Below are 22,378 nucleotides of genomic sequence, written 5' to 3' on the forward strand. Positions count from 1 at the left end.
GGAACGGCGGGCTAGACGTCCACCGCTGACTGGCAGAACTGCTCCAGCACGGCGCGTATCAGGTCGATACGGACGGGTTTGGCGATAAAGGCGTCCATGCCGGCACGCAGGCACTTTTCTTCGTCCTTCTCCATGGCGCTGGCGGTCAGGGCAATGACGGTTGTACGGGGCTGTCCGCTGTCCTGTTCCCATTGGCGAAGACGGCGAGTGGCTTCGAACCCGTCGACATTGGGCAATAGGCAGTCCATGAAAACGACATCGAAACGCTCGGCCTGGCAGCAGGCTACCGCCTCTTCTCCGTCCGTTGCGGTAACAACGGTGCAGCCCAGCTTCTCGAGCAGGCGTTGGGTCAGCGCCAGGTTGACAGGGTTGTCCTCGACGACGAGAACGCGAAGCGGTGAGCAGGGCAGCGGAGGAACGCGGGACGCGGATTCGGTAGCCGGGGCAAGGGAGAAACGGGTGACGAAGGTTCGGTGCCCCTGATCCCGGTCCAGAAGCAGACGCTGCAAAATCGGTAGCAGCGAAGACTCCCTCAACGTTTTGCTCAGGAACCCGTCGGCGCCAGCCTGCCGAAAGTGTTCGGCATCTCCCCGTTGCGGATTGGATGATAGCACCAGGATGCGCAGGTCTCGCCAGCAGGCGTTCTCGCGAATACGGCGGCAAAGCCGGTCTGTATCCATGTCCGGCAGGAACCCGTCCAGGATCAACACGTCAAAGGCTTCATTGTTTTCAAAGCCTTGCTGCAGGGCCTGTAGCGTATCGGAAGCTGTGCGGACGCTATCCAACTGCGCTTCGTGACGGGCGAGCATTTCCAGTGTGATCTTCCTGGATAACGCGTAGGAGTCCGCAATCAGGAGTCGCCGTCCGTGAACGGCGCTGGTGTCTACCCGAACGCGGGCGCTGTGTGTCGACGCCACAGGCAGGGCGAGCTCGATCCAGAAAGTGGAGCCTTGGCCCAGGGTACTGCGAACTTCCAGGCGCCCGTTCATCAGGGTCACGAGCTGTCGTGTAATGGTTAATCCGAGTCCGGCGCCGGAGAGTGGCCTACGGGCCTGCGGCGCCAGCTGGATATAAGGTTCGTAGATGAGTTCGAGTTCGTCGGGTGCGATACCGACGCCGGTGTCTTCGACGGAAAGCCGCAGCGTCACATTGCCGTTTTCGCGCCGGAGTACTTCGGCGCTCAGCATGACGTGGCCGGAGTCAGTAAATTTGATGGCATTTGAGACGAGGTTGAGTAAAGCCTGGCGGACTCGCACCGGATCGCCGAGCAGGGCGACGGGCAGGTCGTCGTCGATACGCAACTCCAGTGCCAGACCCTTCTCGCGGGCTCGCCCGCTCAGCATGACAACGACATCGTTCAGGGTATCACGCAGATCGAAGTCGATCTCTTCCAGCTCCATTTTGCCGGCTTCCATCCGGGAAACATCGAGCAGGTCGTTGATAATGGACGCGAGGTTTTCGGCGGATCGCTGTAAGGTTTCGACATAGTCCCGCTGTTCGGCGTCGAGTTGTGTGTCACCCAGAAGCGTTGCATAGCCAACGACGGATTGCAGGGGGGTTCTCAGTTCATGGCTGACGTTTGCCAGGAAGAGGTTTTTCGCACGGTTGGCGCGAATGGCGATATCCCGTTCGCTTTGCGACTGCAATTCGGATTCGCGGATACGCCGGGCTTCATCCAGTAACTGCACGCGCATACTGTTGAGCGCTCGTTCCAGCTCGCTGAGTTCGTCGTTGCGTGCGCGTTCACGACGCTTGAGGCGGAGCGGCGCAATCAGTGCATCGAAATTGAGCCGGCTGGCGTAGTCGGCCATGGCTTCCAGGTGACGGGTTAGCGTCAGACGAACGATGAGCAGCAGCCCGAGTGTCCCGACCAGCACAATGATGCTCTGCAGGATCAGTGTGAGAAAGGCGCGTTCGCGCAAGGCGTCATAGATGGGGGTGAGGGAGGAAACGAGGTCCAGGGTGCCGTATTGGCGCTGGTTGAGGTCGCTGGATCGAATCGAAAATTCCTGTTCGAACTGATGCCGTCCCAAGGGTTTGCCGACGCTGAACACCCGACCATTCGCCGTCGTCACGCGGGCATAGCTCAGTCCCGGAAGTTCTAGTAGGCCGGTCAACTGATGTTGCACATCACTGATGCGTTGGTTTTCCAGACTGCTGATCAGGCTCGGCATGATGACCTTGGCCGCTCTGGCCTGAGCCTGCTGGAGTTCCTCTCTCTGTTGCTGGAATTCGCTGTAGATTTGAACGCCGGTTGCGACGACGGACAGAATGAGACTGTAAAGTAGGACGTAGACCAAAAGTCGCCATGCCAGGGGGCGTACTCTGAAATGTCGGAGCATCCTTCTCAATGGCATGCTGTAATCACTCCCTGAGTGCCACGGTACAGTTATATGCTTATGCAAAGAGTTTAGCAGAATACAAGACGCTCCGTTGCGCCTTCAAACCAAACACATATTACCTTTTCAGGGGCTTTTGTCTGCGTTTCGGTGAATATTTTCGACAATAACGTTGCCAGGCTCTATTCGAAAAATAACATCAAGGTCATAGATGGCCATGGCGTAGGTCCGGTTTTCGGCTGCTCCCCGCCGGTAGCCTGGCCGGGGATCCTGAGCCAGAAGTTGGCTGATTAGCGCACGCAGTTGAGGATAGCGGCTTGAGTCAAAACCCAGTAACGTCCGTTCGGCAACAGGGGAAAAATCTACTGGGAGCAGGGGCTGCTCTGGCGCTTCGGCCCAGTCGGTGAAAGCGTCTTCGACGCGGTCGACGTAGGGGAGATAAGGTTTTATATCGACAATCGGCGTGCCATCGACCAAATCGACTCCGCTGACTTCCAATATCAGTCCTTCAGCTTCGCGTTTCAGACTTTTAAAGCGCACAACGGAGAGTCCCAGATTATTGGGGCGAAACGGGGAGCGACTGGCGAATACGCCGATGCGGCGGTTGCCACCGAGTCGTGGTGGACGGATCGTGGGTTGCCAGGTGTCGCGCACTGCCAGATGGAACTGAAAGGTGAGCCACAGGTGACTGAAACCCTCGAGCCCGCGGAAGGCTTCCTCTCGATCATAAGGTGAATGGATTAAAATCCGGCCGAGCGCTGCGCTTGCAAGACCGGGTTGGCGGGGAATCCCAAATTTCTCCGGGAAACAGGATCGAAGGGTGCCGATCGGCTGAATCTGGATGTTGGTATCTTCACTGTGCATAGGGACTTCAGAAGTTAGGCGTTAGGTGTGTCACCGGTTGTCGGTATTGAGTTCCTGTCCGGTAAAGAAGACTTCGATACGCATCGTGATCGAAGGGTTGGCATGGAAGTGATTATCCCGCTGAAAGTCGAGAGCGGGAATTATCTCGCCATAAAGCCAGGTTTTGTAGAGTCTGTAGCGGTAGGTCATATCGGTGAAGTAGCTCGTCGCCTGCCAGGATGGTTGGCTCCAGCCCAGTATACCGACACGTGGTACCAGCGTGGCTCGGACGTTGAGTCTTTTTTCACCCTGAACAGTGTGTGACCACTCGTAGCGCCCTTCACGGTCAACCCAGCGCAGCTCAGTCGCGCTAAGGACGTGCCAGCCATTGGCATACTCCCGGGAGAATCCCGCCCAACTCGAGGCCCCCCAGCCTTTTCCGGTGAAGGCATAGAGTTTCTCTTCGAGGTGTAGGTCCCATTCTGGAGTGATGGCCCAGCCCCGTCGTGCCCGTGCCCGCCAGAAAGGTTCCGGCGGGATGCGTAGACGAATACCGATATCTGTGGACATATCCCAATGATTCGCCAGTGACATCAGGTACCGGAATGCGCCGAAGGAGCCGGTATCGGTGCGTTGTGGTTGGGTGAGTTGACGGTCTTTCTCCTGCTGCGCGAGAGGGACGGTTTCCACGGGATTGTTTTCAATGACCAGCCGGAACTTACGCCTGACCGTCGGCAGATCCAGACGAAACCTCGCCTCGGGTTTGATCAGGCTCGTCTGGTTCTTCTCCCAGTGAGAGGCCAGACCCAGGCGAAGATAGCTTTCGTTGTTGGCTTCGACCGCTGTTTCACCTGACAGGCGTTCATCCAGCCAGTTGCCGAAGCTCCGGATACGCTCCGATTGGGTGTCATGCTCGTCGATCAGCCAGTCCGTCGTATCCTGCCACACGGAAATTCTGGCCGGAGAGTAGCGTTCATCCGGTTTGAAATCGTAGAAGTCGGGTGGGAGCCGGTCTATGGAAAGCTCGTTTCGAATGGCGTCATGCCCATCCTGGCCTTTGGCCAATGTGGGGAGCAGGGTGATGACCAGGCTGCAAGCCAGACCAAGTCGGCGAATGGAAGTTGACGTCATTCTCAAAGTCTAGCTGCAATTACCGCATTGGCGCCGGATTCCGCCGTCGCATAATACGTGGCGAAGCCTTACCGGTGACTCCGTTGGGGCTATATCAATCCTCAAGGGCCGACAGGGCTTCACGGAGCTGTCGTGCCTCAAGTTCCAACACATCGCGGGCACGTGCCCGACCGAATAACCCCGTGATGTGCAGCGCCAGTTTACCCAGGGACTGTAGCCCATCGCCGCGACGACGAGGGATCAGGTGAATGTGGATATGTGCTACCTGCTGGTTTGCAGCCGGGCCGTCATTGACCAGAATGTGCGAGCCTTCGATTCCCTGTCCGATCCGGCGCTGGGCCCTTAGAATCCGCTGGGCGATCCCAAACAGGTGGGATGCGCTGTCTTGCGAGAGTTCTGTCAGTTGCAGGGCGTGCTGTCGTGGGATCACGAGGACGTGGCCGTCACCAATCGGATGAATGTCCATGAAGGCCACGCACTGATCGTCCTCATAAACCATGGACGCATCGGCCTTGTTGTCCGCAATCGCACAAAAAATGCAGTCGTCAGGCATGCTCAATGTGGGGTGTCGTCCAGTTCAGGGTCGTTCGGATCTGTCGGTTCGGCAGCGATGCGGTACTCTTCGTTGGCCCATGCGCCCAAATCAATGAGCTTGCAGCGTTCCGAGCAAAACGGGCGATGGGTGTTACGGTCATCCCACTCGACCGCTTGACCGCAGGTGGGGCAGTCGACGACAAGGTTGTTCGTGTTCATGGAGATGGCAAGTTTCTCAGCAAGTGGCTATCAGTTGTATGCCACCGAATCATAACAGGTCGCCGGCTGCTGGCGCGAGACAGGTGCTTATCGTGAAGATCGCCTGCTAGGTCGTGCCGGCTCCCAATGTGGCCAGCTCCAGGTAGCGCTGGTGAAGTTGTTCGACGGCTCGTGCTAAAGCGTCGGGGGTAACCTCGTTGTCGATGATGTCATCGGCCTGAGCCCGGCGTGCTTCGCGAGGCATTTGCGCAGCCATGATCCGCTCGACCTGCTCTCGATTATTATTGTCCCGTGACATGGTGCGATTTAGCTGGGTGTCGGTCGATACGTCGATCACGAGGATGCGATCGACGAGTTGTTGTTGATCCGTTTCGAGAAGTAGCGGCGAGACCAGAATGACATAAGGGGACGTTGCGGCTTGCAGCTGTTGCTCTGTGCGCTGGCGGATCAGTGGATGCAGCAATTGCTCCAGCCATTGACGTTTTTCCTCGGTGGCAAAAACAATGGCTCTTAGGGCTGCTCTATCGAGAGATCCGTTCTCTTGAATCACTTGCGGGCCGAAATGCCTGGCAATGGCCTCCAGGGCGGGAGATCCCGGCTCGACCACCTCCCGCGCAACATCGTCGGCATCCACGGTCACGACACCATGTTGACGAAAATAAGCCGCCACCGTGGATTTTCCGCTGCCAATACCGCCTGTCAGGCCAACCACGAACGATGACATCAGCCCCCCAGATAACTTAGCCAGGCGTGATTGATCTGGGGTCCCCACCATAATGCCAGGATACCTGCGGCAGCCAGATAGGGGCCAAACGGAATCGGCACTTCGCGCCCTCGTCCGCCGAACAGAATCAGGCTGATACCGATGATGGCGCCAACGAGCGAAGATAGAAGTATCACTGCCGGCAGCATCTGCCATCCCAGCCAGGCGCCCAATGCCCCCAGGAGTTTGAAGTCGCCGTAGCCCATGCCTTCTTTGCCGGTTGTCAGCCGGAAGGCATGGTAGACAAGCCAGAGCACCATATAGCCCGCGACGGCACCCCAGAAGGCGCTTTCAAAATCGGTAATCTGGCTGGAGTAATTGAGGACCAGGCCCAGCCAGAGCAGCGGCAGGGTGATCTTGTCAGGGAGAAGCTGTGTATCGAAGTCGATCATCGCCAGCGCGATCAGTGCCCATACCAGCAACAGTGCCCAAAGGGCTCCCACAGTCGGGCCCAGGAGCAGTACCGTCAGCACCGTCAGTAGACCGGTCGCCATCTCGATCATGGGATAACGTACTGAAATTTTCGTCTTGCAGGACGAGCATTTGCCGCCGAGTAGCAGGTAGCTGATGACCGGGATGTTTTCCAGTGCGGTGATTTGGTGTCCGCATTGAGGGCAGCGTGAACGAGGCGTGGCCAGCCCGATGGACTGCTGTGCAGCCCTCTGGGCTTCTGGAACTTCCAGCAACTCTTCGCACTGGCAGCGCCACTCCTGATCCAGCATCTTGGGCAGCCGGAGAATGACCACGTTCAGAAAACTACCGATACATAATCCCAAGACCAACAAGGTCGGATAGAGATAAGCGGGGTGGGCCAGCAGCGTGTTCAGGGTTTCCATGCAAGCATCCGGTCAGGGGTTCCTGTCAAACGAGAACGGCGCTCGGGGAGCGCCGTTCTGCAGTCGGTTCCATCAATGTTCTGAAGCGGTTTAGTGCACCACCTTGCCCAACTGGAAAATGGGAAGGTACATGGCGATGATGAGGCCACCGACGAGAACACCGAGAACGGCCATGATCATGGGTTCCATCAATGTCGTCAGGTTGTCGACCATGTCGTCTACATCGGCTTCATAGTGCTCCGCGACTTTGGCCAGCATGTCGTCCAGATTACCGGACTCCTCACCGATGGCGGTTAGCTGAACGGCCAATACTGGGAAAACATTAGCCTGCTTCATGCTGACCTGTAGTTGCGTCCCACTGGAGACGTCTTCGCGTATTTTCCTGATGGCATCGCGGTAGACAGCATTGCCGGTTGCCCCAGCAACAGAGTCCAAAGCATCGACGAGCGGCACACCGGATGCGAAGGTCGTCGACAAAACCCGTGCGAATTTGGCAACAGCGGATTTGTCCAATATTTGTCCCACTATGGGAAACTTTAATAGATATCGATCTATTGCGTCAGCGAGTTTCTGGGATCGCCTTACAGCTTCTTTGAACCCGAATACGAAGATCACAATGCCGATGAGGACAACATACCACCATGCTTGAAGCCAGTTAGAAAGGTTAACCACCATTTGTGTGAATACGGGCAGATCGGCCCCAAAACCGCTGAAAAGTGCTTGGAACTGCGGAACAACCTTTATCAGGAGAATGCCGCTTACGATAAAAGCAACGATGATAACCGCTGCAGGGTAAGTCATGGCTTTTTTGACTTTTCTCTTTAACGTTTCTGTCTTTTCCATGTAAGTGGCGACGCGGTCCAGCATGTGCTCGAGTGCGCCAGCTCGCTCTCCGGAGTCAACGAGATTACAAAACAGGTCGTCAAAGTATTTGGGGTGTTTTCGGAGGGCGCCAGCGAAGCTTGTGCCAGAAGAAACGTCAGTGCGAACAGAAGCGACCAAGTCGCGAAGCCCCGCGTTTTCTAAACCGTCCAGTACGATATCAAAAGATTGCACCAGCGGTACGCCAGCTTTCATCATAGTTGCCAATTGGCGGGTCAATACCGCAATATCGAAAGGCGTGACCTTTTTTGATCCCCCAAAAAGCGGTTGTGCCTTTTTACGGACTTTCCCGGGAACGATGCCCTGCTTTCTCAATTGAGCTTTAACAAGGGCAATATTCGACCCGGAGATTTCTCCCGCTGTCTTATTGCCTCTACGGTCCTTTCCTTCCCAGGTAAAGGTGACGAGCTTTTCTGCTTTCTCTGCCATGGTTAATCCTTCGTCGTACGATTCGCTTCCTCAAGGCTGGTCATACCTTGCATCACCTTGAGTAATGCCGACTGCCGAAGCGTTCGGAAACCTTCTTTTTGGGCCTGTTCGGAAAGTTCGATGGAGCTGGCCTCTTCCATAATCATAGAAGACATTGCCTTGGTAATCCTGACGACTTCATAAATGCCCACTCGACCTTTATAGCCTCCATTGCATTTATCACAGCCCTTGGGGTGGTACAACGTGAAGCCTGTTTCAATTTGTTCTTCCGTGAACCCTTCCTTAAGCAGGACATCTTTAGGCACATCTAAGGGTTCTTTGCAGCTACAGAGCCGACGGGCAAGGCGCTGCGCAATGATCAGGCTGACCGAGGTGGCGATGTTGAACGCCGGTACGCCCATGTTCATCATCCGCGTCAGTGTTTCGGCGGCGCTATTGGTATGGAGGGTTGAGAGTACCAAGTGGCCTGTCTGCGCCGCCTTGATGGCGATGGATGCGGTGTCGAGGTCACGGATCTCACCGACCATGATGACGTCAGGGTCCTGGCGAAGGAAGGAGCGTAGGGCTTCGGCAAAGGTCAGACCCACTTTGGTGTTGACGTTGACCTGGTTGATGCCCTCGAGGTTTATCTCCGCTGGGTCTTCGGCAGTAGAGATATTGCGTTCCGGTGTATTGAGGATATTCAAACCGGTATAGAGCGAAACCGTTTTCCCGGATCCTGTTGGACCTGTTACCAGGATCATGCCCTGAGGTTGTGCCAGTGCTTCCATATACAGCTGCTTCTGATCGTCCTCATAACCCAGGGCATCAATCCCCAGTTTGGCGCTGCTGGGGTCCAGAATCCGGAGAACGATTTTCTCACCCCAAAGTGTCGGCAGGGTGTTGACGCGAAAGTCGATCGCCTTGGTTTTGGACAGCTTCATCTTTATACGGCCGTCCTGGGGCATCCTTCGTTCAGAGATGTCCAGTTGCGCCATGATCTTTACGCGGGCCGATATCTTGGGAGCAAGCTTGATGGACGGTTTGGACACTTCATGGAGGATGCCGTCAGTCCGGTACCTGACGCGGTAGGTCTTTTCATAAGGCTCAAAGTGGATGTCGGATGCGCCGCCCCGAATGGCGTCCAGGAGAACCTTGTTGACATATTTGACGATAGGGGCGTCTTCGGTCTCGGCGACATTGACGGCGCCTCGGTCTTCTTCTTCTCCACCACTGACATCGATGTCCTCGAGGTCCGAGTCCTCAAGCCCCTGCATTGTCATGTCATTGGCATCGACATAGCGGTCAATGGCTTCTTTGAGTTTACCCTCTTCAACCAGGATGGCGTCGGTGCTCAGGCCAGTATGAAACTTGATTTCATCGAGTGCCTGGATATTGGTGGGGTCTGACAGTGCAATGAAGAGGCGATTGCCCCGTTTAAAGAGAGGGAGCGCATTATGTTTGCGGACCAGTTTCTCATCGACCAGCTTCTCGGGAGCTGTATCAGAGAGAAAGGCCGAAAGATCGAGTACTGGGATCCCAAATTCCATTGCGGCCGAGTAAGCAAGTCCGCGGCTAGCGGCCAGATTGTTCTGCACCAAATAGGTGATAAGCGGGATCTTGTTGTTGTTGGCTTGGAAAAAGGCGTCCTTGGCGGCCTGTTCTTCAATCAGCCCGTCCTCCACAAAGCGCCGGGCGAGTCCGGTAAGGACAATATTGGTCTTGCTCGTGGTAGCCATGAGGCGGGGTACCTAAAAACGTAGTGAATGATCAAGCTCCTGAGCAAGGAAGTTTAGAACTAAGCTTAGGGATTGGAAAGGCAATAGGTAGTGATGCGAGCCTTGTCACGGAGGGAGTGACCAAAATCGACGTTTGAGGGGTGACGAAATTTGTCACTCTGAGACAGTCCTCGGCAGGCGCGTACGTATGATGTTGCGAGATATTGTGTTGCGTTATGATCGTAGTATTATGATTTAATGGATAAATTTCGCATTCCATTGTATTTGGCATGATGCCTGCTAGCTTTAAAGCAAGGCAGCCTAAAGAATTGAGACTTCGATAGCAGTTGCGAACGAAGAATGTATCAAAAGGCGGTCGGACAAAAAAACCACTGGAGGAAACAACATGAAGCGTACCCAACAGGGCTTCACTTTGATCGAATTGATGATCGTTGTTGCGATCATCGGTATTTTGGCGGCTATCGCGATTCCGCAGTATCAGGATTATATTGCTCGCAGCCAGATGACGCGGGTTTATGGCGAGTTGTCGGATCTGAAAACAAATGTTGAGCAGGGGCTGTTGAGTGGTCAGGCTGCATCTATGAGCACTCCTACCTCTGTCGGTGCCGGCAAGTCTTCTCTGATGACTGGTGATTACCCGACCGTTGACTTTACAGCTGGTGACGGTAGCGGTGATCTATTAAGGCGACAATGGGAGGCACATCTAGTACTGCGGTTGCAAATAGTGTAGTTGATCTGCATCGTGATGTTTCCGGTACATGGACCTGTGTAATTTCTAGCGTTCCGACTGGCTACAAGACTTCGTACACTCCAGACGGTTGCACGAAAAGCTAACGCTTGATTGTTTTGAAAAAGGGGGGCTATGCGCCCCCCTTTTTTTTCGGATGGGAAGTGGAATGAAGAAAACGGTCTATATTATTCTGGCGCTATATTTCTTCCTGCCATCGTTAGCAGTCATTCGCCCTTGGCCTCTAACTTCAATGGTACCGGATGGAGGGGCGTTAGTACTTTTTCTTGTTCTGGGTGCCTGGTGTTTGGCATTGCTCAAATTGGGCCGTTTTGTTTATTCTAAGTCTGTATTTATTTATTTGAGTGTTGCTGCTTCGAGCTGTATTTCTATTTATTTTTCCGATTACGCATATTCAGCAGTTTGGAAGTGGTATGTAATTGTTCTCTTTTCATGCGCTATATTTGTGCTTGGTTTGAGTCAGTTTTTATCTTTAGTTGGGGTTGAAGGCTATTTAAGGGTATTGAATAAGATCCTGGCACTGAGCGGATTTATATACGCCGTATTTGGCCTGTTTCAATATTACGGTATCGATAACATTTTGGGTATCTCGGGACATGTTGCTACGGATATAAGGTTGCAAGGTATTTTAGGGCAGCCAAATTTAAGTAACACGTTCCTTTGGGTGGCATTATTAGCTGTAGCCTACGATTTTTTCAACGAATCTAACCGGAAGATAGCCCGGTTCTCACTGATTTCTGTGATTCTTTGGGCTTCGGTGCTTACTGCATCGAGGATGCTATATTTATATTTTCTTTTATTGGTTTTCTACTATCTTTTTCTGAGTTTTTATAAGTTGGCTGATAGGGGGTACAGGAATTCAGTACTAGTTATTGTTGCGCAAGTTTTGGTTTTTATCATTTTTGTACCAAAACTGAGCGCTATCCTTGATACAGAGTTGGCAAGAGCTGGAGTTGTTGATCGCACGGCTCAGGTGAATGTGATGACTAGAGGCTTTCATGATTCGGCAAGAATCTCGGAGCTGAAGAAGGATTTTCATGCGCTGCGGCAGATGACGCCCACCCAATTGTTGGTTGGCATTGGGCCTGATAACTATGCGGCATTTTCCGAAGAGAAAGATCTTGGTCTTCCTTCCAGTCGGCAGTTTGAATTCCTATGGACCAATTCTCACAATATATTCACAATGTTCTTGGTACAAGGAGGATTCTTAGGTTTTGTTACGATACTAGCTTGTTTCCTGTATGTAGGGATTTGTATATTTAAGCATGCGAAGAAAAAGGAATATAGTTGGTTGATTGGTGGTGTTCTCGTTTTAGCTTTGCACTCGATGGTAGAGTATCCTCTCTGGTATCCATGGTTTTTGGGCTTGCTGGCAGTTTTGTTAATTCCTATATGTGGGGTTTCGGAAATACAAGGTGGAAAGGAGAGCTCGAAGAGAATTGTCGCAGTGTTTGTTTTTGTTTTTCTTTTGCTGTTTTTGTTTGACGTTGGTGGTCAGGCTCGCCTTATTGCTAAAGTGGCGTATTCAAAAAAACAAGATCGGCATGACTATATAGCACTTTCCCTAATGGGTTCTCACGCGTTGTTAGGGCCTTACGCGACTCTAGTAAAATATAGAATGTTTTCGCCAGAAAAGGGAAATTTGAATGGCCAGCTTCGCCAGGTCGATAAGATGATGAGTTGGCGGCCTTTTGATTTGGTTTTTATGAGAAAGTTCACAATAGAGGCTATGATGGGGGACGTTTCGGCAGCGTGCGTAACCGCTACCGAGTTAAGTAAGCTGTATACCTTTGCCGCACCGCTAATAATGACTAAAGCGACGATGATTCATGGGCTTGATGCAAATAATATTGGCGCTATTTACAGTTGTGTGTCCAAGGGGTTGGCTGAGCGAAATATCAGCTTTTTGGATGCTGAGAAAATAGACAAAAAAATGATTGATGGCCTGCACATGTAGTGAACTTATTTGGTGGTAGGCTATCGGGTTGAGTTTTGTCATGGTTTTTATGTGGCTGAGAGCTTAGATGTCTAATACCAAGCGATATATTTTCATTTATTTTTTAATTTATATTGTTGTTTCGCTTTCCTTGGCAGAGGCTTTTTGGGGGCAATTTTTGGGGTTTGGTATTGGTTCTTATGCTGCCAGAAGATTTTCTTTGATTTTAATAATTGTTTGCTCTGCTATTTTTGGTTCTTTATTTTTTGGCTGGGTTAGATTGCTGGGTGGGCCTAGATCTAGATTTTTTGTTTTCATTGGTTTTTTTGTGATTTTATTTTCTTGCTTGGCTTCGCAGTTTAATTCGACTAATGGTTGGTCGTGGATAGAGGTCGGGCTGTATCTTTTGTATATTATTTCGGTATCTGGTTTGGCGAAATTTTTCCTGTCCCAGCGGAAAGGTGCTAATTTCTTTTGGTATGGAAATTTTATTCCATTTGTAGTCGGGTTTTGCGTTATTGTTTATGCGATATTAACGATTCCGGTTTATATTTATTCTGTGTCAGATGGTTTTGGTTCGATAAGATCATTTATACCATGGGGATTTATTAATATTCGTTATTGGTCTCAAGTTGCTACTTGGGTTCTTCCTATTCTTCCTTTGGCTGGTGCCAATGCTTTCCTGTGGAAAGGACGTTTCTGGCGCGGTGCTATATTTTTCTCTGGGGCTCTGTGGTGGTGGATTGTATTTATTTCTGTTGCAAGAGGGACTGCGTGTTCAATTTTTATTTCTACTGTCTTTGTTCTGATCTTATTTAAAGGCTCTGCAAAGGCTTGGTTTATCGAATCAATAAAGTATGTTTTTGGTGGGACGTTGCTTTGGTTGCTGCTTTCTGTAATCGTGCCGTATGTCTTTTTCGGCGGAGCGGATTTTCCGCACGGAGGCTTAGGCTCGGATGGGAGAGGGCCGCTTTGGTTGGAGGCTTGGAATATGGCCTTGCAACACTTTCCGCTGGGTATGGGGGGGCAGTCTTGGCTCACGCATAGCATTCTAACAGAGGCTTATGAGAGTAGTGCTAGGTTTGCCCATCCACATAATATGTATCTTATGTGGGCTGCAGAATATGGCTGGCTTTCTGTTGTGGGTCTTTTGATCCTTTTCGGGGGAGTTGGGGCTCATCTTGTAAGGAGATTGGACGGTTTGGCGGCTTGCTCTTCCTTGCAAAAGCTTTCGCTTGTTTCGGTAACTGCTAGCGTGGTGGCCGCCATGATTCATGCTGGGGTTTCTTCGGTATTTATAACCCCTGCATCTATGATTGTTGGCTTGATTGTTTTTGCGATGTTTTGGGCTGAGGTCTCAGACCAGAAAGGTGCAGGGGAATGCGGTGGTTATGCTGCCGTTGATGAGGGAATTGGGTTCGGTGAAGCCTTGTGGAGCAAAAGGCTTTTGCGGGCGGGGTTTTTCACGGTAATAACACTGGTTTGCGCTTTTTGGGTTTGGGGGTGTGTAGATTATTATCGTGCCATGAGAGCCGATCTCCCCTTCTATCAAACGGTACTCAGAAAAGGGGTGGAGCCTCGATTCTGGCTACACGGCAATTTTCCGCGCCCGCCAGAACTAATGCCGCCTTCTTCGAGAGATTGAAACGTCGGGAACCTACATCTATAATCGCGCTCCGTGCCGAAATAGCTCAGTCGGTAGAGCAACTGATTCGTAATCAGTAGGTCGGCGGTTCGATTCCGCCTTTCGGCACCATGATTGCCACATCGTGACCCTGCGCTCCATCAAGTAGCAAAAAGCTGTCTGTTGAGGGATGAAGCTGCGGAAGCGTACTTTTAATTTGTTGTGTGGATGCCGACCATCCAAGATAGTGCATTAGTTGGCTTTTCACGCAATAGAATGGCCTTTGCCCTCGAGCTTGACGATTTTTCGTAAGAAACTTCGCAGTTTTGGCGGAATAGATGTCCTCGGAAGCTATTTGCTGCTCTTCCTTTATAAGCGTTGCATCGACGCCGTGGTGCTTTCGTTTGGCGATTATGCATGGTTATGCAGCTTCGGTGGACATGCTGGATCGCTGGTGGTGCGGTTTGTGATATTAAGGAGTGTGTTTTGGAAAAGTTCGATCGCAGTTCTTCGGCTGCTGGCTACGGGTCGAGTGAGATCAGCTTGGTTGACCTCGCCAAAATCGCGATCAAGTGGAGAAAGCTCGAGTTCATCATCTTGGCGCTGTGTTTTTTTGCTGGTCTGGCCTACGTGTTACTGGTTCCTCGCTCTTTTGAATTCAGCTCCGTTTACCAGATGGCAACGGGGGGCGATCAGCCGCTTGAGGTCCCTGCAGCGCTGCTTGCAAAAATTGAGGATTATTACGAGCCTGCTGTATATCAGCAGTTGTCGGAGGGTTCGGGTAAATCGCCTGCTAGCGAGATAAAGCTAGACGTCTCAAACCCGTCCTCCACTACTTTGGTGACTATACGGTCGATCGGGCCCAAATCAAAAATCAAGCTCGTTCAGTTGCTTCACCAGAAAATGCTTAAAAAAATTGATGAAGAACAAAGCCAGTTGTTGGCCCGCAAAGAAAGTACACTTAATGCCCAATTAAAGGCGCTGGATGAGCAATTGAAAATTTTGGGTCAAGGGCGCAGCGGTGATGGAGGCGCGGCAGTAGTTGCATCCACCATAGGCGAAAAAAACGACGTTCAGCAAGCTCTTGCTAACTTGGCGGGGGGGCAGGTGCTGGTGTTGGCTCAGCCCAGTCAGAAACCGAAAGGACTGAGTCGTGCACTTGTCCTTCTCTTATCGCTACTATTAGGCGCATTTTTGGCGTTGCTGGCTGGATTTGGCGCTGAATTTGCGGCGTTGGTCAAGGCAAGCTACAGAGAGTGATTGCCTGATTCCTAAACCATAGAAAGGCAGGGCTCTCGCGGGAAAGGGGTGATGCTCTCAAAATATTACCGGGGGATGCGGCGGACCCAAGAGGTTTCGTTGAGTTTCGCCGAAAGAGTAGATCAGCAATCTTGGTGGGCTCATTTTTTCTATCTGGAGCTCGTGTCCATATTTGAATAATGTTCGATTGCTTATTTATTATTAGTAGCTGAACTTGATTTAGGTGTCTGTATCTTTCCTGTGATTCTTCTGGCAAATTCGCTCTGTACTTCAAGGGGCCTTTGAAAAGTCTATTCTGCGGCGAATTGCTGCGTGGCAGGTTGCTCGAACGCTCACCTACTTACTGCCGCGCTGGGTCGAGCCGCAGACGAAACACTGGTCTCATATGATATGACGAACTGTTACTTCCTTTACGCAGAGCCTCAAAACTGTGCACTACTCGCCGATGACCACGAATAACATGGCGACACTAACGTGTTTTAACGCCTATGGCATCCGCGGTCGGCTTGGTGCAGAACTCAGCGAAGACATTCCTTCCTGTATAGGTTGTGTCAAAATCATCAACGATCCGCACCTGACCTGGACCTCCATCGATGTCCGCCAGCAATACGGCAGTTAGATGAGTGCTCACCACTATTTTTATGATTTTGCCTACTGTGGCGGCAAGATTCCCAGACCGTTGGTGGCTGAGGTGATTTGTCTTGGGGGCAAGCCAATGTGCAGGCTGGTCAACACTCGCCCTCAGGCCTATGGTTGTGATGGCGAGGTTAGTTTCAAGGTGCTGGACGTCAAAGCCTGCATTCGACAAGTAGAAACTTGCCGCTCATCCTTGGGCCTTCAAGTGGATGAAACCGATGGGCTGCCTCTGGAATTTGGTGGCTGGCACATGAATCTACGTGGTTCCAATACTGAGCCGTTGCTCAGACTGAACATCGAAGCCAAAGCAGATGTCACAAAAGTTGCGCAGCAGTTTGCCTCTGTAACGAAAGACTTAGAGTCCGTTAATGCCTAAAAAAGTAACGCTTGCAAATGGCAATGTTTTTGATGCCGGGGCTAATCAAACAATCCTCGAGGCAGCAGCACAGCATGGGGTGGCATTGGAACACAGTTGTCGCACCGGTCGATGTGGCGTCTGTAAAGCGGAAGTCATCTGTGGCGAAACGGAAGCAATCAAGCCAGAAGAATCCCTGACTGAGCAGGAAAAGGCAAAGGGCTTTATTTTGACCTGTTGTCGTTCTGCATCATCTGATATCCGGTTGGATTTAGAAGACCTTGGAGAGCTAGGTAGTATTCAGGTGAGGACGCTGCCCTGCCGTATCGACAAGCTTCAGCCTCTGTCCAGTGATGTGATTGAAGTAACACTGCGTACTCCGCCCAACAGTCACCTTGAATACCTGCCGGGCCAGTATGTGGACATGATCGGAAAAGATGGCCTGCGCCGCAGTTATTCGTTAGCCAACGCCCCACGTGAAGATGGCAAAATCACCCTGCAAATCCGCAAGGTCCAAAATGGACAGATGAGTCATTATTGGTTCAATGAAGCTCAACCTAATGATTTGCTCCGTATGGAAGGGCCACTGGGTACGTTTTGTTTACGTCAAAAAAAAGCGTCACACCTTTTACTCCTGGCAACTGGGACTGGAATCGCACCGATCAAGGCAATTCTGGAACAGCTTTCAGTCGTGCCGGAATTGAATGCTTACCGTCAAGTACACCTATATTGGGGGGGGCGAACAGAGCAGGATATATATTGGCAACCGGAATTTCCTGAGTTGCCACTGAAATATACTCCTGTGTTGTCACGCGGGAAGAACTGGCACGGTCGCACTGGGCATGTGCAGCAAGTTGCAATCGCTGATGGAATCGATTTGAAAGATGCGGTGGTATATGCCTGTGGCTCTGAAGCAATGATTCGTAGCGCACATGAACAGCTGACGGCAGCTGGTCTAAATACAAAACACTTTTACTCCGATGCTTTTGTAAGCTCGAACTGACCCGAAATCCGGAGGAAGGATGAAAGCAGTCATTTTGGCAGGTGGTCTGGGAACGCGCCTGAGCGAAGAAACCAGCACACGCCCCAAGCCGATGGTGGAAATTGGCGGGAAGCCAATCCTATGGCACATCATGAAAATGTATTCCTCCCACGGCATCAATGACTTTGTAATTTGCTGCGGCTACAAGGGGTACGTGATTAAGGAGTACTTTGCCAACTACTTTCTGCATATGTCAGATGTCACCTTCAATATGCGTGACAACAGCATGGAAGTACACAACAAGCGTGCTGAGCCATGGAACGTAACTCTGGTGGATACCGGTGAGCAAGCCATGACTGGTGGCCGTCTGCGTCGTGTGGCTGACTATGTTAAGAACGAAGATGCTTTCTGCTTTACTTATGGTGACGGCGTTGGTGACATTGATATTGCTGACAGCATCCGTTTTCATGAGGCACATGGTAAGGCAGCAACTCTGGCTGCAACCTATCCGCCGGGTCGTTTCGGTGCACTGGATATCCAGAACAAGCAGGTGATGAACTTCAAGGAAAAGCCCAAGGGCGATAATGTCATGATCAATGGCGGGTTTTTCGTGCTGAAACCGAAGGTACTGGATTACCTTACTGATGACAGTACTGTATGGGAGCAGGAGCCCTTGATGAATCTGGCAGAGGATGGCGAGCTGATGGCGTATGAGCATCACGGATTCTGGCAGCCTATGGATACCCTGCGCGATAAAAATTTATTGGAAGAACTGTGGGAAAGCGGCAAAGCTCCCTGGAAAACCTGGGAATAACCTGATGACTGCAATAGTCAATCCCGCCTTTTGGGAAGGCAAAAAGGTATTTTTAACAGGCCACACCGGTTTTAAGGGCAGTTGGCTTTCCCTTTGGCTGCAAAGCATGGGTGCAGAGGTCAAGGGCTTTGCACTAAAACCGCCAACTACCCCCGCACTTTTTGAACAAGCACGTGTTGCAGACAGTATGGAGTCAGAAATCGGAGATATCCGTGATCTGGGGTCTATCAGTGCCAGTATGATCGCATTCAACCCCGACATTCTGATTCATATGGCAGCACAGCCACTGGTACGTTTTTCCTATCGGGCGCCTGTCGAAACTTACGCCACCAACGTCATGGGCACGGTGCATGTGCTGGAAGCTGCACGTCAGTGCAGCCACCTCAAGGCCATCGTCAACGTCACGACAGACAAATGTTATGAAAACCGCGAATGGGCCTGGGGTTATCGCGAAAATGAGCCCATGGGCGGCCACGACCCCTACAGCAACAGTAAAGGTTGTTCGGAGCTGGTGACGTCCGCCTATCGCAACTCGTTTTTTAACTCGCCAGATACCGCCGCGCTGGCCTCAGCCCGAGCCGGTAACGTGATCGGTGGTGGTGACTGGGCTGAAGACCGGCTAATCCCTGATGTACTTCGCGCTTTCGAAAAAAAACAGCCGGTGGTTATCCGTAACCCTCTGGCAACTCGTCCATGGCAGCATGTACTGGAACCGCTTAGCGGTTACCTTAAGCTGGCTGAAAAGCTCTATAACGAAGGGGCGGCGTATGCAGAAGGCTGGAACTTTGGACCGCGTGATGAAGATGTGCAACCGGTAGAGTGGATACTCAGCCATATGGTTCAGCACTGGGGTGAGGGGGCTAGCTGGCAGCTGGATACCAACCCTCAGCCACACGAAGCTCAATTGTTGAAGCTGGACATCAGCAAGGCTGCCGCCAAACTGAAATGGCACCCACGCTGGTCTTTGGCGCAGTCACTGGACAGTGTCGTCGAGTGGCATCAGTGCTGGCTGGCGCATGGTGATATTCGCCAGAAGACTCTCGATCAGATAGCGCAATATCAGGCTCACTGACCACAAGATTTACTTACAGTTAGAATTGCAGGCAATTTATGACACCCGAAACACTCCGTCAGGAAATCAGCAAACTGGTTGAACAATACGCCAATACCGCCCTGGCACCAAAACCTTTCACCGCCGGCGAAACCGTGATTCCGCCATCAGGCAAGGTTATTGGCGCACGTGAACTTCAGTTGATGGTTGAGGCATCACTGGATGGTTGGCTGACCACCGGTCGCTTTAACACAGAGTTCGAGCAAAAACTGTCTGAATTCATCGGTGTAAAGCATTTGATCACGGTCAACTCGGGCTCATCGGCGAATCTCGTCGCCTTCAGCACCCTGACCTCGCCCAAGCTAGCTGAACGGGCTATCAAAAAGGGTGATGAAGTAATCGGTGTGGCTGCAGGCTTTCCAACCACTGTTAACCCTATTGTACAGTTCGGTGCGGTGCCGGTCTTTGTTGATGTGGACATGAAAACCCACAACGTTGATGCAGACCTGATTGAAGCGGCGATCACCCCTAAAACCAAGGCGATCATGCTTGCACATACCTTGGGTAACCCGTTCAACGTGGCGAAAGTCAAAGCTCTGTGTGAAAAATACAACCTATGGCTGGTGGAAGACTGCTGTGATGCACTGGGAGCAACTTATGATGGCAAAATGGTTGGTACCTGGGGTGATATTGCTACCCTGAGCTTCTACCCTGCTCACCATATCACGATGGGTGAAGGCGGTGCCGTATTCACCAGCAACCCGACGTTAAAGGTGATAGCTGAATCTTTTCGAGACTGGGGCCGTGATTGCTACTGTGCTCCCGGTTGTGATAATACTTGTGGCAACCGTTTTGGCCAGCAGTTTGGTACTCTGCCGCAAGGCTACGACCACAAGTATGTGTATGCGCACTTGGGGTATAACCTGAAAATCACTGATATGCAGGCTGCTTGTGGCCTAGCGCAGTTGGAGCGTGCGCCTGAATTTGTTGCCACACGCAAGCGTAACTTCGCCCTTCTGAAAGAGCGTCTGGCTAGTCTCAGTGACTACCTGGAAGTCGTCGAAGCTACCCCCAACAGTGACCCCTCATGGTTTGGCTTCCCGGTTACCCTCAAGGAAAGCAGTGGTGTACGGCGTGTAGATCTGCTCAAGTATCTGGACCAGCACAAAATTGGTACACGCCTGCTTTTTGCCGGCAATCTGATCCGTCAGCCTTATTTCCAGAACGTGGAGTATCGGGTGGTTGGAGAACTGACCAACACCGACCGCACCATGAGTCAGACCTTCTGGCTGGGTGTTCAGCCTTCACTTAGGCAAGAGCACTTCGACTTTGTGGGTGAAAAGCTGGAAGAGTTTTTCGGGCTGAACTTCTGATGCAGCACATACTGCTGACCGGTGCGACTGGTTTTTTGGGTAGCCATCTGCTGGAGGCTCTGCTAGGTCGGGGCTACAGCGTAACTATTCTCAAGCGCTCTACCTCTGATACATGGCGAATTAACCACTTGCTTGCGCAGGTTCGCGCGTTTGATATTGACTTGGTGCCCTTAGACGAAGCTTTCAAGGAAAAGAACGTCGATGCTGTATTTCATACGGCATGCACTTATGGCCGACACGGCCAGGCAGCAAATGAGGTGGTTGAAACCAATTTGTTGTTTGGTCTGAAGCTGCTCGATGTAGCCACCGCCTATAATACAAAAGCCTTCTTTAATACAGATACTTTATTGCCAAAATATCTGAATGCTTATTCACTATCGAAACGGCATTTTTCCGAATGGCTCAAGCAGCGCAGTGACAAGATCCAGGTGATTAATCTCAAGTTGGAGCATATGTATGGACCTGGAGACGATCAAACAAAATTTGTACCTTGGCTAATTAATCAGCTGCAGCGAAACGTTGAGCGTATTCCACTAACTGAAGGTAAGCAGCTGCGGGATTTTATCTACATTGATGATGTGATATCAGCTTATATGCTGACATTAGAGAAAAGGATGCAACTACCGAGATTCAGCGAGTTTGATGTCGGTACGGGTAATCTCATCAGTGTCAGAGAGTTTGTTACGACCCTATATGAAATTTATCAACAGTTGAACCCAAATTCCAAGACCCTGCTAGGCTTCGGCGATATTCCTTTAAGGGATGGTGAGATGATGAAGGTCGAAGTTAATAATGCTGCTTTAAAAGGATTGGGATGGGATTCGGCAGTATCTCAAAATCAGGGACTATCACGATTGCTTAAGGTGATTGCATGAAATATCTGGTTACCGGCGGGTGCGGCTTTTTGGGGTCCAATATAGCGCGCGAATTGATTAAATTCGGCCACGAGTTGGTGATATTTGACAGTCTCTATCGTCATGGTAGTTACCAGAACCTTGAGTGGTTAAAAAAACAAGGTGAATTCCAGTTTATTCATGGTGACATTCGCAACACCAACGATGTAGAGCGAATGGTTCGAGTGCACCAACCAGATGCGATTTATCACTTGGCTGGGCAGGTTGCAATGACAACCTCCGTAGACGATCCACGTATGGATTTTGAGGTCAACGTAGGTGGAAGCTTTAATCTTCTAAACGCCGTACGTCTATACTCACCAGAAAGCGCCGTTATTTATTCGTCCACTAATAAGGTTTACGGCGATCTGGAACAGTTCAATTATCAAGAAACAGCTACTCGCTATGAATGTGTTGATAAGCCAAATGGCTTTGATGAAAGTGTCAACCTGGACTTCCACTCCCCTTATGGCACATCCAAGGGGAGCGCTGATCAATACATGCTGGATTTTGCCCGAATTTATGGTTTAAAAACAGTCGTTTTTCGCCATTCATCTATGTTCGGAGGTCGCCAGTATGCAACTTTTGATCAAGGATGGCTGGGCTGGTTTACTCAAAAAGCCATCGAAATAAAAAGTGGTTTTGCGGGAGAACCCTTCACTATATCCGGTAATGGTAAGCAGGTGCGTGATCTTCTTTATGCGAGTGATTGTGTTTCTCTGTACCTGAAAGCTTTTGAAAATATTGAAAGAATAAAAGGGCAAGCCTTTAATATCGGTGGTGGAATCAAAAACTCTTCGTCATTGTTGGAGTTGTTTGCCTTTCTGGAAAGTGAGTTAGATATTAAGATGAATTATCGAAAATTGCCGCCAAGGCAGAGTGATCAAAGGTTGTTTGTGGCTGATATCACAAAGGCTCAAAAACTCATTGGCTGGCAGCCAGAGGTCAATAAAGTGCAGGGAATAAAAAAAATGATTGAGTGGGTGTCAAGCCATTGAGTCAGTCCCTTGCG

The 22,378-nt window shown here is 51.0% G+C and carries 22 protein-coding genes and 1 tRNA gene; 14 read left to right on the top strand and 9 right to left on the bottom strand.

The window, feature by feature from the left end; translation table 11 throughout:
* Nucleotides 1-11: 11 nt before the first annotated feature.
* The 9 genes from CLR77_RS08115 to pilB form a co-directional block, all read right to left on the bottom strand.
* Nucleotides 12-2,357, bottom strand: coding sequence for a response regulator (locus tag CLR77_RS08115; RefSeq protein WP_097460128.1), 2,346 nt, complete (start codon nt 2,355-2,357; stop codon nt 12-14).
* Nucleotides 2,358-2,465: 108 nt separating this feature from the next.
* Nucleotides 2,466-3,203, bottom strand: coding sequence for a tRNA (N6-threonylcarbamoyladenosine(37)-N6)-methyltransferase TrmO (tsaA, locus tag CLR77_RS08120; protein ID WP_097460129.1), 738 nt, complete (start codon nt 3,201-3,203; stop codon nt 2,466-2,468).
* Nucleotides 3,204-3,233: 30 nt separating this feature from the next.
* Nucleotides 3,234-4,313: a hypothetical protein gene (locus tag CLR77_RS08125; protein WP_097460130.1), complete on the bottom strand. Its 1,080-nt coding sequence runs from the start codon at nt 4,311-4,313 to the stop codon at nt 3,234-3,236.
* 94 nt (nt 4,314-4,407) lie between these two features.
* Entirely contained in the window at nt 4,408-4,866 is a 459-nt protein-coding gene (locus CLR77_RS08130; protein ID WP_097460131.1) for an HIT family protein, read from the bottom strand.
* Between the two features lie 2 nt (nt 4,867-4,868).
* Nucleotides 4,869-5,066: a DNA gyrase inhibitor YacG gene (yacG, locus tag CLR77_RS08135; protein WP_097460132.1), complete on the bottom strand. Its 198-nt coding sequence runs from the start codon at nt 5,064-5,066 to the stop codon at nt 4,869-4,871.
* A gap of 106 nt (nt 5,067-5,172) precedes the next feature.
* Nucleotides 5,173-5,790, bottom strand: a complete 618-nt coding sequence (gene coaE, locus CLR77_RS08140; protein ID WP_097460133.1) for a dephospho-CoA kinase — start codon at nt 5,788-5,790, stop codon at nt 5,173-5,175.
* Nucleotides 5,790-6,665, bottom strand: a complete 876-nt coding sequence (locus tag CLR77_RS08145; RefSeq protein ID WP_097460134.1) for a prepilin peptidase — start codon at nt 6,663-6,665, stop codon at nt 5,790-5,792. The genes coaE and CLR77_RS08145 overlap by 1 nt, the downstream gene beginning before the upstream one ends.
* A 90-nt stretch (nt 6,666-6,755) precedes the next feature.
* Complete coding sequence (locus CLR77_RS08150) at nt 6,756-7,976, bottom strand: type II secretion system F family protein (RefSeq protein WP_097460135.1); 1,221 nt, start codon at nt 7,974-7,976, stop codon at nt 6,756-6,758.
* Between the two features lie 2 nt (nt 7,977-7,978).
* Complete coding sequence (gene pilB, locus CLR77_RS08155) at nt 7,979-9,694, bottom strand: type IV-A pilus assembly ATPase PilB (protein WP_097460136.1); 1,716 nt, start codon at nt 9,692-9,694, stop codon at nt 7,979-7,981.
* Between the two features lie 385 nt (nt 9,695-10,079).
* Here pilB and CLR77_RS08160 point away from each other — a divergent pair, with 385 nt between their 5' ends.
* The 14 genes from CLR77_RS08160 (at nt 10,080) to CLR77_RS08220 (ending at nt 22,364) form a co-directional block, all read left to right on the top strand.
* Nucleotides 10,080-10,424 carry a pilin gene (locus CLR77_RS08160; protein ID WP_097460137.1) on the top strand — a complete coding sequence of 115 codons (345 nt, stop codon included), beginning with the start codon at nt 10,080-10,082 and terminating at the stop codon, nt 10,422-10,424.
* Nucleotides 10,385-10,528 (top strand): pilin, encoded by a 144-nt coding sequence (locus CLR77_RS20560; RefSeq protein ID WP_097460138.1) that lies wholly within the window; start codon nt 10,385-10,387, stop codon nt 10,526-10,528. The genes CLR77_RS08160 and CLR77_RS20560 overlap by 40 nt, the downstream gene beginning before the upstream one ends.
* Nucleotides 10,529-10,590: 62 nt before the next feature.
* Nucleotides 10,591-12,399, top strand: a complete 1,809-nt coding sequence (locus CLR77_RS08170) for an O-antigen ligase family protein (protein ID WP_158227146.1) — start codon at nt 10,591-10,593, stop codon at nt 12,397-12,399.
* A gap of 67 nt (nt 12,400-12,466) precedes the next feature.
* Complete coding sequence (locus tag CLR77_RS08175; protein WP_097460140.1) at nt 12,467-14,023, top strand: O-antigen ligase family protein; 1,557 nt, start codon at nt 12,467-12,469, stop codon at nt 14,021-14,023.
* A gap of 35 nt (nt 14,024-14,058) precedes the next feature.
* Nucleotides 14,059-14,134: transfer RNA gene (locus tag CLR77_RS08180), tRNA-Thr, on the top strand.
* A 354-nt stretch (nt 14,135-14,488) separates the two neighbouring features.
* The gene (locus CLR77_RS08185) at nt 14,489-15,262 is read left to right on the top strand and encodes a hypothetical protein (protein WP_097460141.1); all 774 of its coding nucleotides are present in this window, start codon (nt 14,489-14,491) and stop codon (nt 15,260-15,262) included.
* A gap of 460 nt (nt 15,263-15,722) precedes the next feature.
* Nucleotides 15,723-15,881, top strand: a complete 159-nt coding sequence (locus CLR77_RS20115; RefSeq protein ID WP_158227147.1) for a hypothetical protein — start codon at nt 15,723-15,725, stop codon at nt 15,879-15,881.
* Nucleotides 15,882-16,274, top strand: a complete 393-nt coding sequence (locus tag CLR77_RS08190; protein WP_097460142.1) for a phosphohexomutase domain-containing protein — start codon at nt 15,882-15,884, stop codon at nt 16,272-16,274.
* Nucleotides 16,267-17,256 (top strand): FAD-binding oxidoreductase, encoded by a 990-nt coding sequence (locus CLR77_RS08195; RefSeq protein WP_097460143.1) that lies wholly within the window; start codon nt 16,267-16,269, stop codon nt 17,254-17,256. Before CLR77_RS08190 ends, CLR77_RS08195 begins: the two co-directional genes overlap by 8 nt.
* A 19-nt stretch (nt 17,257-17,275) precedes the next feature.
* A complete protein-coding gene (gene rfbF, locus CLR77_RS08200) occupies nt 17,276-18,049 on the top strand; it encodes a glucose-1-phosphate cytidylyltransferase (RefSeq protein ID WP_097460144.1) in 774 nt (257 codons plus the stop codon).
* Between the two features lie 4 nt (nt 18,050-18,053).
* Nucleotides 18,054-19,121, top strand: coding sequence for a CDP-glucose 4,6-dehydratase (gene rfbG / locus CLR77_RS08205; protein WP_198962727.1), 1,068 nt, complete (start codon nt 18,054-18,056; stop codon nt 19,119-19,121).
* A gap of 38 nt (nt 19,122-19,159) precedes the next feature.
* Nucleotides 19,160-20,473, top strand: a complete 1,314-nt coding sequence (gene rfbH, locus CLR77_RS08210; RefSeq protein ID WP_097460145.1) for a lipopolysaccharide biosynthesis protein RfbH — start codon at nt 19,160-19,162, stop codon at nt 20,471-20,473.
* Complete coding sequence (locus CLR77_RS08215) at nt 20,473-21,348, top strand: NAD-dependent epimerase/dehydratase family protein (protein ID WP_097460146.1); 876 nt, start codon at nt 20,473-20,475, stop codon at nt 21,346-21,348. The genes rfbH and CLR77_RS08215 overlap by 1 nt, the downstream gene beginning before the upstream one ends.
* Nucleotides 21,345-22,364, top strand: a complete 1,020-nt coding sequence (locus CLR77_RS08220; RefSeq protein WP_097460147.1) for a GDP-mannose 4,6-dehydratase — start codon at nt 21,345-21,347, stop codon at nt 22,362-22,364. The genes CLR77_RS08215 and CLR77_RS08220 overlap by 4 nt, the downstream gene beginning before the upstream one ends.
* The last annotated feature ends 14 nt before the right edge of the window (nt 22,365-22,378 follow it).

The sequence above is a fragment of the Mangrovitalea sediminis genome (assembly GCF_002514725.1).
GTDB classification, from domain to species: domain Bacteria; phylum Pseudomonadota; class Gammaproteobacteria; order Pseudomonadales; family Oleiphilaceae; genus Mangrovitalea; species Mangrovitalea sediminis.

Bases quoted from the DNA above. Each gene is read 5' to 3' on its own strand.
- rfbG (WP_198962727.1), top strand. From the start codon at position 18,054: ATGACTGCAATAGTCAATCCCGCCTTTTGGGAAGGCAAAAAGGTATTT.
- CLR77_RS08150 (WP_097460135.1), bottom strand. From the start codon at position 7,976: ATGGCAGAGAAAGCAGAAAAGCTCGTCACCTTTACCTGGGAAGGAAAG.
- pilB (WP_097460136.1), bottom strand. From the start codon at position 9,694: ATGGCTACCACGAGCAAGACCAATATTGTCCTTACCGGACTCGCCCGG.
- CLR77_RS08220 (WP_097460147.1), top strand. From the start codon at position 21,345: ATGAAATATCTGGTTACCGGCGGGTGCGGCTTTTTGGGGTCCAATATA.
- CLR77_RS20115 (WP_158227147.1), top strand. From the start codon at position 15,723: ATGGCGACACTAACGTGTTTTAACGCCTATGGCATCCGCGGTCGGCTT.
- yacG (WP_097460132.1), bottom strand. From the start codon at position 5,066: ATGAACACGAACAACCTTGTCGTCGACTGCCCCACCTGCGGTCAAGCG.
- CLR77_RS08170 (WP_158227146.1), top strand. From the start codon at position 10,591: ATGAAGAAAACGGTCTATATTATTCTGGCGCTATATTTCTTCCTGCCA.
- CLR77_RS08195 (WP_097460143.1), top strand. From the start codon at position 16,267: ATGCCTAAAAAAGTAACGCTTGCAAATGGCAATGTTTTTGATGCCGGG.
- rfbH (WP_097460145.1), top strand. From the start codon at position 19,160: ATGACACCCGAAACACTCCGTCAGGAAATCAGCAAACTGGTTGAACAA.
- CLR77_RS08215 (WP_097460146.1), top strand. From the start codon at position 20,473: ATGCAGCACATACTGCTGACCGGTGCGACTGGTTTTTTGGGTAGCCAT.
- CLR77_RS08115 (WP_097460128.1), bottom strand. From the start codon at position 2,357: ATGCCATTGAGAAGGATGCTCCGACATTTCAGAGTACGCCCCCTGGCA.
- coaE (WP_097460133.1), bottom strand. From the start codon at position 5,790: ATGTCATCGTTCGTGGTTGGCCTGACAGGCGGTATTGGCAGCGGAAAA.
- rfbF (WP_097460144.1), top strand. From the start codon at position 17,276: ATGAAAGCAGTCATTTTGGCAGGTGGTCTGGGAACGCGCCTGAGCGAA.
- CLR77_RS08160 (WP_097460137.1), top strand. From the start codon at position 10,080: ATGAAGCGTACCCAACAGGGCTTCACTTTGATCGAATTGATGATCGTT.
- CLR77_RS08125 (WP_097460130.1), bottom strand. From the start codon at position 4,313: ATGACGTCAACTTCCATTCGCCGACTTGGTCTGGCTTGCAGCCTGGTC.
- CLR77_RS08145 (WP_097460134.1), bottom strand. From the start codon at position 6,665: ATGGAAACCCTGAACACGCTGCTGGCCCACCCCGCTTATCTCTATCCG.
- tsaA (WP_097460129.1), bottom strand. From the start codon at position 3,203: ATGCACAGTGAAGATACCAACATCCAGATTCAGCCGATCGGCACCCTT.
- CLR77_RS08175 (WP_097460140.1), top strand. From the start codon at position 12,467: ATGTCTAATACCAAGCGATATATTTTCATTTATTTTTTAATTTATATT.
- CLR77_RS08190 (WP_097460142.1), top strand. From the start codon at position 15,882: ATGAGTGCTCACCACTATTTTTATGATTTTGCCTACTGTGGCGGCAAG.
- CLR77_RS08130 (WP_097460131.1), bottom strand. From the start codon at position 4,866: ATGCCTGACGACTGCATTTTTTGTGCGATTGCGGACAACAAGGCCGAT.
- CLR77_RS20560 (WP_097460138.1), top strand. From the start codon at position 10,385: ATGGGAGGCACATCTAGTACTGCGGTTGCAAATAGTGTAGTTGATCTG.